Origin of the sequence: Methanosarcina sediminis, from assembly GCF_052056915.1 — an archaeon.
Classification (GTDB): Archaea; Halobacteriota; Methanosarcinia; order Methanosarcinales; family Methanosarcinaceae; genus MTP4.
In genome coordinates this window covers 855,938-869,680 of the sequence record NZ_CP195119.1, presented here as the reverse complement: position 1 = coordinate 869,680, position 13,743 = coordinate 855,938, and the positions used below count along the sequence as shown (strand labels likewise).

Sequence of the window (13,743 nt, the reverse complement as noted above, 5' to 3'; positions counted from 1 at the left end):
AACGTGAAGGTTCTATGGATCTGGCTAAAGGAGAGATCAGCGCGCATGTCGGCTTTCGAGTTGTCACCAGCGATTTAATTGCTGGCGGTCCGATTGAGTTAGAATTTTTTGTGGAAAATCTTAGACCTTTTCCGTTTCGACTTGCGGTGAGTGGCGACCGTATGCGACAGCGTCCAGGACAGTTCAGTTTTTCAGCAACATTTGAGGGCTCTCCCCTTGGAGACCCAATAGAAGGCGTGCCATATATGGGCGGTCCGATGGGTATCGTGCAGGTTGCCACCGATATACCTTGGCACCAGTCGATCGTGTTAAATCAGTTCCTCTGTCTCGAAGACACACCGCGGCGTCTTGTACAGGGAACCAGCGGTCGGATTGACTTGGTGTGCAATCGGCAACTTTCCCTAGCGATTACGGATGCTGATGCTTTGTCACACAATGGAGCTCTAGTTGTTGCTGTAAATCTGTCCTTTGATATACGCCGCGATGATGAGGCTTTAGAAGAATTAGCTTCAAGCCTACTCAACGAGATCATGACGGGCCCTCTGGACTCGCGCGAACGGCCACTTGCACTACTACTCTCCATGCGGAAGGCCGCACACGCTCAGATCGATGCACTTACCAAACATCCAGACGAATCTGTGGCAAGACGTGCACGGCAAGCGATGTCAAGTTTCTGCAAGAATGGTTGAACCGCTTTTTCTGTATATGACTAAAATTTCAACTCTTCCATTTCATATGAATAAAGTTGATCTGTGTACTAAGAAGATGATAAATCAACGGAGAAAATTGAAGGATTGGTTCTGAATGGAAAGTGTATGCAAAGTTCATGCAAAGACGCAGAACAATAAAAGTGCCAATTCGATTTCTCAGTCCCGAAATAATGGCTGCTGCAGATCTATAAACTCACCAGTTGAGAAAATAATGTTCCTTCAGAGAACTGCAGGCAATCATGCAGTCCAGAAGCTGATCAAATCAGGAGCCTTACAGGCTAAACTCAAAATTGGCCAGCCCAACGATATCTATGAGCAGGAAGCTGACCGGGTGGCTGAGCAGGTCATGAGCATGCCTGAACCGCAGGCAGTGTCCAGTGGTACACTTTCCATCCAGAGGACTTGCCCCAGGTGTGAGGAAGAGAAACTGAGGCGGCAACCGGTAGAAGAGGAAGAAGAAAAAGGGGAACTTCTCCAAACCAAAGGAATATCGGGGCAGAATGCTGAAACCACACCTGATCTCGAATCTCGTATCAATGCAATTAGGGGTGGCGGTCAGCCTCTGGCAGAGTCGGAGCGGGCTTTTTTCGAGCCGCGGTTTGGTTACGATTTCAGCCAGGTGCGGTTGCATACGGATGCTCGGGCAGCGGAGGCGGCGCGGGCGGCGAATGCGCGGGCGTTTACAGTTGGGCAGGATGTAGTATTTGGGGCGGGGGAGTATGATCTGTCAGTAGCACCAGGACGACAGTTGATGGCTCATGAGTTAACACACGTTCTTCAGCAAAGTATGGTGTCTGAGGGGCTGGAAACCACAACTCCAATTATGCGTGTACCGGAAGCTGTTGATCCCGAAACTCAGACCGAGAGACTGAACCTCCTAGGCTCGAACATCCCAGGGCCAATTATAATTCGCAGACCCTGGGCAATGGGTGCTACTGTCTATTTTGGACAGGGTAGTTTTTTACTTGATGCTTCAAACTTCGCAGCAGTAAGAGAGCTGGCAACTCAGATGCGCTTTATGGATCAACCAGCTATTGTAGTAGAGGGGCATGCATCAGCAGAGGGCTCAGAGGTTTACAATCAGAGGCTTTCGGAGTTGCGCAGACAAACGGTAATCGCCATATTGAGTACCGCCCGAAACAACCTGCAAGTTGGAGGCCAGGCCTTCGGCGAGTCTATGCCAGCATTACAAGAGACAGCACAAGGAGGAACAGAGCTGGAGCGACAGCGAGCTCAAAACCGGCGTGTTGAGATAACCATAGTTACAACATCAATCCTGAGTGGTATCGAACAGCAACTGGATTTGGAGGTAATACGACAGGGGTTGTCCCAGATTGAACCTGTGGCTCCTACGATGCCCTCGCCGACAGAAGCTATTGAGGTGGGTGCTGAACCTGAGGTGGGTGCTGAACCTGAGGTGGGTGCTGAACCACCGTCGGTAACTCCATTGGCACCGATCTGCCTTGACCCGGAGGCGCCATGTGGAACCCTACGTGATGTGTTTCGCATCGTCGCCGCTGACCCAGCGGTTCCATTGCTTGTGCAAGGACTACAGACCATGTTTCTAGACTATTGGGATAGTTTAAACAGAGGGGAACGTGCTGCCTTTATCTCCATGGGTATTTTGAACGTCACAGGGGTGCTTTATTCGGTATCTATACTGGCCAGGGAACCGGCGATTCAGCAGATGCTTCTTGAGAGATTTAATGGGATAGCCTTCCCTATCCCCGGCGTGAGCGAGTTAAGCGTCGAACTGAATTGGTCGCGCAATGCCTGGATGGCCGCCTTCCATTTTGACGTCGGTGCGCTTTTGCCGGAGTTGGGTTTCGGTCGAAGTTCTCCCGCGGCGATCGGTGGACCGCCAACTCCACCTGAGCACCAGACCGGGTCGAGAGAGTAAAAGGAAGAGGAAATTGTCTATCCCAAAATGGAATCTGATCAAGCGGGTTAGGTTACTGCTGATCTGGAAGAGCATATCAATGCTTTTTAAAGTAGAGGCATTCCCCTTTCTAAAAGCGAACGCGCCTATTTCGAGCCGCGTTTTGGTTATGATTTTAGCCAGGTACGACTGCAGACGGATTCAATGGCAGTGAAGGCTGCTCGGGCGGTGAATTCGCGGGCGTTTACAGTGGGGCAGGATATGGTGTTTGGAGAGGGGAAGTATGCGCCTGAAATAGAACACGGGATAAGGCTCCTTGCACATGAGCTGATACATATAGTCCAACAGCGAAGTGCGTATCCGATCTCACCATACAACTCTATAATACAGCGTGAAATTGGGAACAACACTTTATGCAGACTGTATAAAGTAGCTCAGCAAATGTTTCGCACATTCAGAGGGAAATAAAGGTTCAATGGTTGAATCGTACAGCAGATCGGTGCTAGGTGTTGATCGACTAAACGCGCAATTTGCTGCCATAAGATACTGTTTAGACAGAACTGTGCTGAGATATCAGGTGTTAAATGAGGATTTCCTGACACATTTTGATCGGCAGATAACTGGTCTCATTCGTGGAGGTGCGATTATCCCGATGCGGCTAATAACGAGTGCAGGTAGGGTGGCTGGGCAAAATGTACTGATAGATTATTTCGATCTTGGCTATGTCGATATTGATGATCTGCTGACCAGCGACAATACAAGCTTTAAGATGAAACTCATTCATCTGCTGGTGGGGCGTGCACGTGTCTGAAACTATAACACGGAGGCTCGGCACGACATTCAGCGCTGCCGAATTCGATCCGGCTCACAGGGCTGGCATTGAAGCGGAGACCACGTGTTTCAGTAATGTCATCGGAGATCTCACCCTCAGGTTTGATTATGAGGAGGAGAGACTTCCTAACGGGACACTGGTTTTCGCATTCCGAAGTCGGAAGGCTACAGTGTGTTACACGTCTTCCGAAGAGCAGGCCGAGACGATGTGGGAGGACAGATGTGGGTGCAGGCTAGAGATTGCAGGCGGCTAACAATTGATCTACTGCGAGCTGAAAGGGCAGCCATGACACCCGCTCTGACAGCCGGTGCGTCTTGACAATCGCACAATTTGGCCCCCTCACTGTGCTTTTTAATAACTAAAATTGTAATTCTTCAATTTTCTTTGCATAAAGCTGGTTCTTGTATAGATGAAGGATGATAAATTACAAGAAAAATTGACGGATGGGATCTAAATGGAGAGTGCATGCAAAGTCCATGCAAAGACGCAGAATGATAAAAGCGTCAATTCGATTTCTCAGTCCCGAAATAATGGCTGCAGATCTGTAAACTCACCTGCTGAGAAAATCATGTTCCTTCAGAGAACTGCTGGCAATCAGGCAGTCCAGAGGCTGATCAAATCAGGAGCTTTACAGGCTAAGCTCAGAGTAGGCCAGCCCAACGATATCTACGAACAGGAAGCTGATCGGGTGGCCGAGCAGGTCATGAGCATGCCTGAGCCGCAGGCAGCGTCCAGTGGTACACTTTCCATCCAGAGGACTTGCCCCGGGTGTGAGGAAGAGAAACTGAGGCGGCAACCGATAAAAGAGGAAGAAGAAAAAGAGGAACTTCTCCAAACCAAAGAAATATCGGGGCAGAATGCTGAAACCACACCGGGTCTCGAATCTCGTATCAACGCTATCAGGGGTGGCGGTCAACCTCTGGCTGAATCTGAACGGAGCTTTTTCGAGCCGCGCTTTGGTTATGATTTTAGCCAGGTCAGGGTACATATTGATGAACAGGCAGCTCAGGCAGTGAATGCACGTGCATTCACAGTTGGTAACGATATCGTATTCGAAGCAGGACAGTATGTACCCGGGACTACAGCTGGACGGCAGTTGCTGGCACATGAATTAACCCATACCGTACAGCAAGGTGCCGACCAAGGTGGATATATTCAGCGCTTTGTGTGCGAAATGGGAATAGATTGTCCCACCAGAAACCCGGGTGAAGTTTCAGCGTCTAGGAGGTCGGCAGGTAATGTTGAGACCACCAGCACCTATGAATATGTCATCACAGACTTTGCTGTGGACAGTGCCCGCCTGAAACAGTCAGTAAGGGACCATTCCACCATGCAGTTGATAATACGCAGCCTGGAATCTGACCCCACCTTGCGCTATGAGGTCGCTGGTTACTCAGATTGTATTGGCCCTGATGTAAGAAACAGGACGTTGCGCCGGGAACGGGCACAGAGTGTGTGGGACTTCCTGCCCGGGACTATCAGGAGCCGGGGAACACTTCGTGGCGGCGCACCCTTACATGATTGTGTGGATTCAAACGCCAGCCAGGCGGGACGCGCGCGGAACCGGAGTGTTATCATAAAATTAAGGACTGTTATTGAGGGTGAGGAGATAATAATAGATCCCTGTGCTCCATCTGTTATTCCCTCACAGGCAGCCTCATTTGTCCAGTATGTCGGCCTGATTCGATGCGCAGAAAGGGCATTCCCTGGTTATTCCCCCCGTCAGATGCTCTCCCTTATGAGACAGATCTATTATGGTCATGAACCATGGTCGCGCACAAGGACAAGGTTCTGGCAGAATGTGATACCTTGCGGACTTAACATTCCTGACCCCCGGACAACCCTGGGGAATACGCTCTTCCAGTCCCTGCGCAACTCCAATGTGATCTCAGGTACTGATATGGGACATGTATTTACCGGTCTGGAATCCATGCTCTGTCCCACACCCACAGTGGAGTTAGAGGTTTTCGGTCCCAATCCTGTAGTCAATATGCCCAACGAGGAGTTTGCCACTTGGGGAGGAGATCTGGGCTCGGCAGCTGCTCACAGGGTACATGACGAAGTAGATAGCGGGATACTGCACCCCTGGTCCTATTATTACGGTCAGGCCGGCCGATACGCTGGTTTTGATGATCTGAGGGGTGATATAGACAGCTACGTTATCAGAAAGGGGCTTACAGGGATTGCTTGTGCCGAAACTCCACAGACTAGGATTCCCTCTATCTCAGCACCTGTTTCCCAGATCCTGCATCAATACTATACTGCTGCGGCAACCCCGGTAGGAAGGACACGTACAAACCGCTTCCGGTGCTTTGCCCAAGCATTGGGTGGGCGCATTTCGGGTAGAAGTATCACCAACAAATCATCTCTTATTCTTCCTATCCGGGTTCGTGTGGAATCCTTTGCTAGGACCTTCTATTTTGGACTGGTACGCCGACCCTTTGCCATAGGGGTCCTACAGGGCATGAAATTACTTCAATACTCCTGGGAGATCACAGAAAGGTTCTTAGATTGGGTGGAGAGCAGATTATGATGGTCAAAGGTCGCTGTGAAAATTTAGTGTTTAGTAAATATCTATACTCTTTTGGAATTATAAAGAAATTAATAGGGTGAGAGGATGGGTAGATTAGCCATATATGCTAAAGTATCTGAATCAAAGAGTAGGAATATGCATTATAGAATTCAAAGACCCAGATTATCTCATCCATTTAATACTCCTGCTGAGAAAATAATGTTCCTCCAGAGAACTGCAGGTAATCAGGCAGTCCAGAAGCTGGCTCTTTCCGATAAAACGCACACGAAATTCCCGAATTACAGGCACAAAAAATGAAAGTACCCCGGAACTTTCATGCTAAATAAGTAGAACTACGCCGGGAATTCAGAGGCTTGCGGCCTTCAGCCCGGAGTGCAGCGGGTTCCATCGATGTAAACTCCAGGACCCGCTGAGACATGCCAGACAGATGGTAGGTGCTTTGCTTGCCGAACTGCCGCCGATTGCCAGGGGGGAGTCACCAGCGGCTGGATTCTCGACCTGCTCAACGTTAACTTTCATACCGCATCGGCTGAAAATGCTGCAAGGGTTCTGGATAATTTTCGCCGGATCGAGTCAGAATTGAATGCTCCAGTCCTCTATATTTGCCACAATGATGTCCCGAATAGCTGCGAGGGTTTCACCGGCGGCTTCACGGTTTGCGGCACTCCTGGTAACGACGTGCATCTTTGCGCCCCCTATTTTGTTAGCCTTACCTGTGAACAGAGAGCGCGTGCGCTCGTCCACGAAGCTGCACATCATATACGTGGGTTCCTTTGCGGGGCTGAAGTTTACCTCGGCGAGCCGGAATACTTAACCCTGCCTCCCGAAAGGGCCATGCGGAATCCTGATACCTACGCTCAATTTGCCAATATGGTGTTTCGGGGCACGTTGAGTTGCAGAGATTGTGCTGCCGAAATTCAAAAGGGGAGCAGGCGTTAACCCGGAACTTCATTTCAATAAAATCCTGATCCTGTGAAGTACCGGCCGGGATGTAATAGGAAACTGACTCTGTTACCTGAGGACACCTGTGCCATAGGAAACAGGAAATTTATGAGGAGTGTATGTGATGAACGAAAATAACCAGTTTTTGGGAATAGTGAAGAACGGACAGCTCCGGCTTTTACGGCCGGAAGACCTCTCTGGCACCACTGTTTGATTGACTCGTATACAAATGCAGGAAGCCCAAACTCCAGAGTCCGCCGAACTTGACTTGACCGAGTACAAAGGAAAGGCAATCATGGTTAGAGGACACGGGGGCAGCGGATGGATCTATTCGTCGGAGGTGATCGATCAGGTAGGGCCGATTCTTTCGGCTGTGGTGCAGAAGCTTTTAAGCAAATAAGAAGCAGCTCTCAATGTAAGGAGAGGAGTTTCGGGCAATAGCTAAACACTCGATATTCGATGCCGAATTTCAAAGGTATTTTTTATAGCACCATGCAGGTCACGGATGAGATCTCTTTTTGATTTTAATACCAGGGTTATTCATTCTCCGTTCATTGTGATCTAAAATTTCAGTTTATCTTCAGGAGGTAACACCTTGAAACTACGCATAGCAACCTTTAACCTTGAAAACCTTGATTTTCAAAAGTCTAACAAAGAACCGACATTGGAAGAGCGCATAGCCGTGATTCGTCCGCAATTGGAGAGAATTAATGCCGACATCCTCTGCCTTCAGGAGATCCATGGGCAGGAAGAGGAAGGCCAGCCCCGACGCCTGCTGGCTCTGGACTCCCTTCTTCGGGATACCCGGTACGCCGGTTTTCACAGGGTCTCCACCATGATAGGGGATGGGTCAGAGGTATGTGATAAGCGCAATCTTGTAATCTTAAGCCGCTACGAGATCCAGGAACACCACCAGTACAGGCACTATTATGCTCCTGCCCCCCATTACAGACTGGTAATGGAGGAGAGGGAAGAAGGAGAAGAGCAAAAAACCATAAAAGTTACTTGGGAGAGGCCGATCCTTCATGCCAGAATCAGTGTTGGAGACAGGATTCTGGATGTTATCAACCTCCATTTAAAGTCAAGGCTGGCCACGAACATAAAGGGCCAGAAATTAGACCGATACACATGGAAAAACGCCTCCGCCTGGGCAGAGGGCTTTTTCCTCTCTTCCATGAAAAGGGTGGGACAGGCCCTGGAGACCCGCATGCTGATTGACCAGCTCTTCAAAAAAGACGAAGCCGCCTGGATCGTGGTCTGCGGGGACTTCAATGCGGACTTTGATGAGGTGCCTGTGGAAGCCATCCGGGGGCAGGTAGAAAATACGGGCAACGGCGGGCTGGCAAAGCGCGTCATGCTGCCCTGTGAAATGAGCATCCCCGAATCAGCCCGTTTTTCGCTTTACCACCGGGGCAGGGGGAGGATGCTTGACCACCTGCTGGTGTCGAGAAGTATGCTGGCACATTATAAGGGTTCCGAGGTGCATAATGAGCTGCTGCATGACGAATCGATTGCTTTTGCGACAGAGACGAAGTTTCCGGAATCTGACCATGCGCCGGTGATTGCGGAGTTCGAACTGCCTGATATCGATTAATTAATCCCCGAAAGATTTCGCATATTCATGTTTTGAGATCTTTTGCCTGATAGTCTGGAACCGGATTGAGAGATCGAAGTTCTTCAATTGGAAGTTTTTCGATGGTCTTTCAATCCTAATTATATTTTTCTTAGTCTTCAGCTTTTTTGAAACCTTAATTCCGTCTCAATAGTGAATACCATTTTCGAATGACCTGTTTTCCTCTTATTTTTTACCTTTTACATTTTTAAAATGACATTTGTAATCTATTTTTCATTTTCTACAATTTATTCAGCTACCTTGCTTCGAACTTATTTTTCTGCTACACTAAATACTGATAATTTTCATATGACTAATATAAAACTATATAAAAAAATCATTCATTTTGCGTGTTGAACAGAGCGTGCTGAAATCCTGTTCATATATCACTCTAATCCGGAGGCCATTGTTGACCATATAGGGAGTCTTGAGATTGAATTTAATGAGGTAAGGGAAGAAGTTCGGGATCTAAAGGCTGGTTCCGGATGGTTCGTGGGGTGGCACTGAAAACCATAAGCATAAGGGTGGCACTGAAAACCATAAGCATAAGAATCTCAACATTTTCCCAAACACTAGTTTGTGCTTGGTTTTCAATATTAAATTAATAACTCATTCACAGGGCCCATATTCCTTCCTGTAATAAATTATAATTTCATGATGTGGGGGTTATACTTTGATGGAGATAGAGGCTTCTTTGGATGGTTATTGCTTCAGTTACGAAACGATGGTTAAGGAAATCCTCGAAGGCATTGATGAGGGCTTCAGAGAAGGTCTTAGAGAAGGTATAAAGAAGGGATTCGTGGCTGGTATCTGTGAGTGCAGGACTGCGGGATTCGATAATCTCGATGTGAAGTGCCTGGAGAGGATTCTGAAAGACGCCTGCGAGACTGCTTCAGATGAGGCTGTGTGCATCACGATTAAGCAGACCGTTAGTAACGAATACAGGGCGAAGATTGGTCCTTCTTTTAAGCAGAAAATGGAAGAGGCATGTAATAAGGCAGTAGAGGAAATAAGGGACGCCGATCTCGAGCTGGATAAGAGATCTGCTTCTGAATTAAAAGGCTGCGTCGATGCTTCGGCTAAAACGATTAAAGTGTGTGTCGGGAATGCTTGCGAAAGTATGAGAAAAAATTTCCCTGCTGATGTGGTATTCGGAAGCTTTTTCGACTGCCTGCAGGATGAGTTCAACAAGGACCTGGACAAAAATCTTGCAGTTTGCGAGAAAAGGGTCTCCAAAGAGATTGATTGTAAACTCGGTAACAAAAGGGTTGATCATGGGTGACATTAAACCGGATGTAAAGGTTAGTGTAAAAGTTTTCACCCAGACTGCTGTCAGCAGTGTGGTCAGGGAGTCAACTCAGAAACTGCTTAAAGGTCTGACAGAAAGCCAGAAAAAGGTATTCGAAGCCAGGATTAGAAATATGTCGGATGCTCAGCTGGAACAATATTTTGAGAATGATCCTTACTTTAAAAAAGCACTGGAACATACTATAAAATCAGTTAATGATATTCCGCCGGAAAATGTTCCAGGGTTCTGGATGGAGAATTTTCAGTCGGTTTATGAGGATACTTATAGTAAGGACCTGAAAAAGATCTTATTCTGGCCAGCTCCGAGAGTGATCCTGGCGATCATAGTTTGTATAGCATTATTGGCCATGATTGGCTTTTCCATGGTAAATGATGGTGAGAAACCACCTGTTGCAAACTTCAGCAGCAACCTCACATCTGGTTCTGCTCCCCTTCCTGTACAGTTTACAGACCTCTCAAAAAATACAAAAGAATGGAACTGGGACTTTGGAGACGGAGCGAATTCAACCCAGCAGAATCCAACGCATACTTACTCTACAGCAGGAAGCTATACCGTTACGCTAACTGTAACCAATAAAAACGGTACAAATTCAATAAATTACACAATAACCGTTTCGAAACCTCCACCGCCTTCCGTCCTTCCTGTTGCAAATTTCATCAGCAATGTCACGCAGGGTTCTGCTCCCCTTTCTGTACAGTTTACAGACCTCTCAAAAAATGCAAAAGAATGGAAATGGGACTTTGGAGACGGAACGAACTTAACCCAGCAGAATTCAACGCATAATTACTCTAAAGCAGGAATCCTTCATGTAGAAAATTTCAGTAGCAGTGTCATAAATTATTGTAATCTCCCTATATCGTTTTTAGACCGATCGGGCAATGCAATAGAACGGAACCTGGACTTTGGAGACAATAATTCTTCACCCGAGCAGAATCCAACGCATACTTACTCTACAGCAGGAAACTATACCGTTACGCTAACTGTAACCAATGGAATATATAAAAATTCAACACTTCGACAAATAAACGTTCCGAAACCTCTTCCGCCTCCTGATCCTCCTGTTGCAGATTTCATATACAATGTCACGCGGGGTAATCCTCTTTCTGTGCAGTTTACAGACCTTTCAAAAAATGCAAAAGGATGGAACTGGGACTTTGGAGACGGAACGAATTCAACCTGGAAGAATACAACGTATACTTACTCTACAGCAGGAAACTATAACGTTAATCTGACAGTATTCAATTCAAACGGTACAGATTCAAAACTTGCCAACATAACCGTTTATAAACCTCCCTCGCCTCCGCCTCCTGATCCTCCTGTTGCAGATTTCATATACAATGTCACGCGGGGTAATCCTCTTTCTGTGCAGTTTACAGACCTCTCAAAAAATGCAAAAGGATGGAACTGGGACTTTGGAGACGAAGCGAATTCAACCCAGCAGAATCCAACGCATACTTACTCTACATTAGGAATCTATACCGTTGCGCTAACTGCAACCAATACAGACGGTGCGGATTCAAAAAGTGCCACAATAGAAGTAACGGAGGATCCTGGACAAAATGTACCTCCTGTACTTCCGGTTGCAAATTTCATCAGCAATGTCACGCAGGGTAATCCTCTTTCTGTGCAGTTTACAGACCTCTCTGAAAATGCAACAGAATGGAACTGGGACTTTGGAGACGAAGCAAATTCACCCACACAGAATCCAACGCATACTTACTCTACAGCAGGAATCTATAACGTTAACTTGACAGCAATCAATAAAAACGGTACAAATTCAATAAATTACACAATAACCGTTCCGAAACCTCCTCCGCCTCCTCCGCCTTCCGTCTTTCCTGTTGCAAATTTCATCAGCAATGTCACGCAGGGTTATGTTCCCCTTTCTGTGCAGTTTACAGACCTCTCTGAAAATGCAACAGAATGGAACTGGGATTTTGGAGAAGGAGTTCCTTCAACTCAGCAGAATCCAATGCATACTTACTCTACAGCAGGAATCTATAACGTTAACCTGACAGCAATCACTAAAAACGGTACAAACTCAACACATGCCACAATAACCGTTCAGAAATTTCCCGACACGCCCGATCCCGACATGCCATATGCCTTATATATTACTAACTCTGAAAGCAACAATGTCTCTGTAATTAACACCTCCACAGACAATATTACAGCCACGGTGCCTGTAGGAACCTGTCCCTGGGGAGTTGCTGTCACGCCGGATGGAAAAAAAGTATATGTGGTGAACCACCGGAGCGATAACGTCTCCGTAATTGACACAGCTACAAACAAGGTTATAGCCACGGTGCCTGTCGGCAGCTATCCATGGGGAGTTGCAATCAGCCAGGCAGGAACAAAGGTATATGTGGCGAACTCTGAAGGCAACAACGTCTCTGTAATCGATACAGCTACAAACAAGGTTATAGCCACGGTGCCTGTCGGCAGCTATCCCTGGGGAGTTGCAGTCAACCAAGCAGGAACAAAGGTATATGTGGCGAACTCTGAAAGCAACAACGTCTCTGTAATTGATACAGCCACAAACACTGTTACATCCACGGTGCCTGTCGGCAGCTTTCCTGAGGGAGTTGCAGTCAACCAGGCAGGAACAATTGTGTATGTGGCGAACTCTGAAAGCAGCAACATCTCTGTAATTGATACAGCCACAAACACTGTTACAGATAATGTGCCTGTTGGAAGCCGTCCCAGGGGGGTTGCAGTCACGCCGGATGGAACAAAGGTATATGTGGCGAACTATGGCAGCAACAATGTCTCTGTAATTGACACAGCTACAAACACTGTTACAGCCAGGGTGCCTGTCGGCAGCTGTCCTAAAGGAGTTGCAGTCACGCCGGATGGAAAAATGGTATACGTGGCGAACTATAAAAGCAAAAATATCTCTGTAATTGATACAGAAAACAACACTGTAATAGATAATGTTCCTTTAGAAAGCAATCCTATTGCCTTCGGGCAGTTCATAGGCCCACTCCAGTACTGAACGTACTCCCTGTTGCAAATTTCAGTGGCAATGTGACAGGTGGGTCCGTTCTCCTTTCTTACCCTCTTTTTCATTAAACCTAAGTATCTCTTCTGGATCTTTTCTCGGTTTTCAGAACACTCAATTTTTTATTTCAGCCGAATACCCCGTTGCTTGCAGCGGGGATGGACACTTCCCCGAGAACCGTTGATGATATACGATTTCTCAAATCCATTTTTTGTTTGTTAATTCCTGCTCGAACTAAATCGTGTCAGGTCTATTGTCTTCTTTTACGGAATTTTCAGCGGTGGCGCGAACATACCCCGTTGCTTGCAGAGGGGTGCACCAGCGCAACTTTGATTTGTTTTTTGGGCGTTTTTCTGCTTTCATCCCTCCTCATCCCTCATGACAGTAACCGAGATATACGAGTAGCTCATAAAATCCATGGGGAGAAAATGATAAGCAGGAGGAGAAAGCAGCTCTCCTTAAAGGAGACTCTGAAGAGCTGGCAGTTTCTGGTTTTCCTATCTTTATCGCTTATCCCGCACCTCCTTTATACAGTAGGGGCGGACTTTGCAGGCATGTTTTCAGTTTACCTCTGTTTCCCGGCAGGGATGGGGTTTTTTGCGCTTTTGCAGCTCTACCTGGTCTTTTCCTTTTTCGGGTGGACTTCTCCTCTTGTCTACGTCTCAGCCGTGTTCTTTTCGCTTCTCTGGATTCGAATTGTGCAGAGAGTTGAACTCATTGACAGGTTTCTGGTGGTTGTTTTCTATTTCGTAGTCTTTTTTTCGATGTGCTGGGCAATATTGACGGAGATTATGCCGCCGGCATGAAGGACTACCGGCCTGCTATACTGGCAGACTGCTGTACTGTCGGAACGCTGGATTAACGAATTGAAGGACTGACGGAAGAAAGAACAACAGGCTGTATCAGGGGATTCAAAGGGCTCCGG

General features: G+C 47.2%; 14 protein-coding genes. 13 read left to right on the top strand and 1 reads right to left on the bottom strand.

Annotated features, from left to right (window positions below; genetic code table 11):
- The first annotated feature begins 14 nt into the window (after positions 1–14).
- From ACSAZK_RS03630 to ACSAZK_RS03600, 7 genes are all read left to right on the top strand, one after another.
- Positions 15–689: a hypothetical protein gene (locus tag ACSAZK_RS03630; protein WP_440956053.1), complete on the top strand. Its 675-nt coding sequence runs from the start codon at positions 15–17 to the stop codon at positions 687–689.
- Positions 690–804: 115 nt separating this feature from the next.
- The gene (locus ACSAZK_RS03625) at positions 805–2,610 is read left to right on the top strand and encodes an eCIS core domain-containing protein (RefSeq protein WP_440956052.1); all 1,806 of its coding nucleotides are present in this window, start codon (positions 805–807) and stop codon (positions 2,608–2,610) included.
- 99 nt (positions 2,611–2,709) lie between these two features.
- The gene (locus ACSAZK_RS03620) at positions 2,710–3,057 is read left to right on the top strand and encodes an eCIS core domain-containing protein (protein ID WP_440957095.1); all 348 of its coding nucleotides are present in this window, start codon (positions 2,710–2,712) and stop codon (positions 3,055–3,057) included.
- 7 nt (positions 3,058–3,064) lie between these two features.
- Positions 3,065–3,400 carry a hypothetical protein gene (locus ACSAZK_RS03615; RefSeq protein ID WP_440956051.1) on the top strand — a complete coding sequence of 112 codons (336 nt, stop codon included), beginning with the start codon at positions 3,065–3,067 and terminating at the stop codon, positions 3,398–3,400.
- Entirely contained in the window at positions 3,393–3,674 is a 282-nt protein-coding gene (locus tag ACSAZK_RS03610; RefSeq protein WP_440956050.1) for a hypothetical protein, read from the top strand. Before ACSAZK_RS03615 ends, ACSAZK_RS03610 begins: the two co-directional genes overlap by 8 nt.
- Positions 3,675–3,875: 201 nt before the next feature.
- Positions 3,876–5,954, top strand: a complete 2,079-nt coding sequence (locus ACSAZK_RS03605; protein ID WP_440956049.1) for an eCIS core domain-containing protein — start codon at positions 3,876–3,878, stop codon at positions 5,952–5,954.
- A gap of 84 nt (positions 5,955–6,038) precedes the next feature.
- Positions 6,039–6,251 (top strand): hypothetical protein, encoded by a 213-nt coding sequence (locus ACSAZK_RS03600; protein WP_440956048.1) that lies wholly within the window; start codon positions 6,039–6,041, stop codon positions 6,249–6,251.
- Between the two features lie 48 nt (positions 6,252–6,299).
- On the opposite strand, the gene ACSAZK_RS03595 is transcribed toward ACSAZK_RS03600, so the two are convergent.
- The gene (locus tag ACSAZK_RS03595) at positions 6,300–6,473 is read right to left on the bottom strand and encodes a hypothetical protein (RefSeq protein ID WP_440956047.1); all 174 of its coding nucleotides are present in this window, start codon (positions 6,471–6,473) and stop codon (positions 6,300–6,302) included.
- Here ACSAZK_RS03595 and ACSAZK_RS03590 point away from each other — a divergent pair.
- The 6 genes from ACSAZK_RS03590 to ACSAZK_RS03565 all read left to right on the top strand — a co-directional run bounded on the left by ACSAZK_RS03590 (position 6,444) and on the right by ACSAZK_RS03565 (position 13,624).
- Entirely contained in the window at positions 6,444–6,893 is a 450-nt protein-coding gene (locus tag ACSAZK_RS03590) for a M35 family metallo-endopeptidase (RefSeq protein ID WP_440957094.1), read from the top strand. The genes ACSAZK_RS03595 and ACSAZK_RS03590 overlap by 30 nt on opposite strands.
- Before the next feature lie 217 nt (positions 6,894–7,110).
- Positions 7,111–7,296 carry a hypothetical protein gene (locus ACSAZK_RS03585; RefSeq protein ID WP_440956046.1) on the top strand — a complete coding sequence of 62 codons (186 nt, stop codon included), beginning with the start codon at positions 7,111–7,113 and terminating at the stop codon, positions 7,294–7,296.
- A gap of 195 nt (positions 7,297–7,491) precedes the next feature.
- Positions 7,492–8,490 (top strand): endonuclease/exonuclease/phosphatase family protein, encoded by a 999-nt coding sequence (locus ACSAZK_RS03580; RefSeq protein ID WP_440956045.1) that lies wholly within the window; start codon positions 7,492–7,494, stop codon positions 8,488–8,490.
- Between the two features lie 694 nt (positions 8,491–9,184).
- Positions 9,185–9,790, top strand: coding sequence for a hypothetical protein (locus ACSAZK_RS03575; protein ID WP_440956044.1), 606 nt, complete (start codon positions 9,185–9,187; stop codon positions 9,788–9,790).
- Positions 9,783–12,812, top strand: a complete 3,030-nt coding sequence (locus ACSAZK_RS03570) for a PKD domain-containing protein (RefSeq protein WP_440956043.1) — start codon at positions 9,783–9,785, stop codon at positions 12,810–12,812. The genes ACSAZK_RS03575 and ACSAZK_RS03570 overlap by 8 nt, the downstream gene beginning before the upstream one ends.
- A gap of 434 nt (positions 12,813–13,246) precedes the next feature.
- Positions 13,247–13,624, top strand: a complete 378-nt coding sequence (locus ACSAZK_RS03565) for a hypothetical protein (protein ID WP_440956042.1) — start codon at positions 13,247–13,249, stop codon at positions 13,622–13,624.
- Positions 13,625–13,743 lie beyond the last annotated feature (119 nt).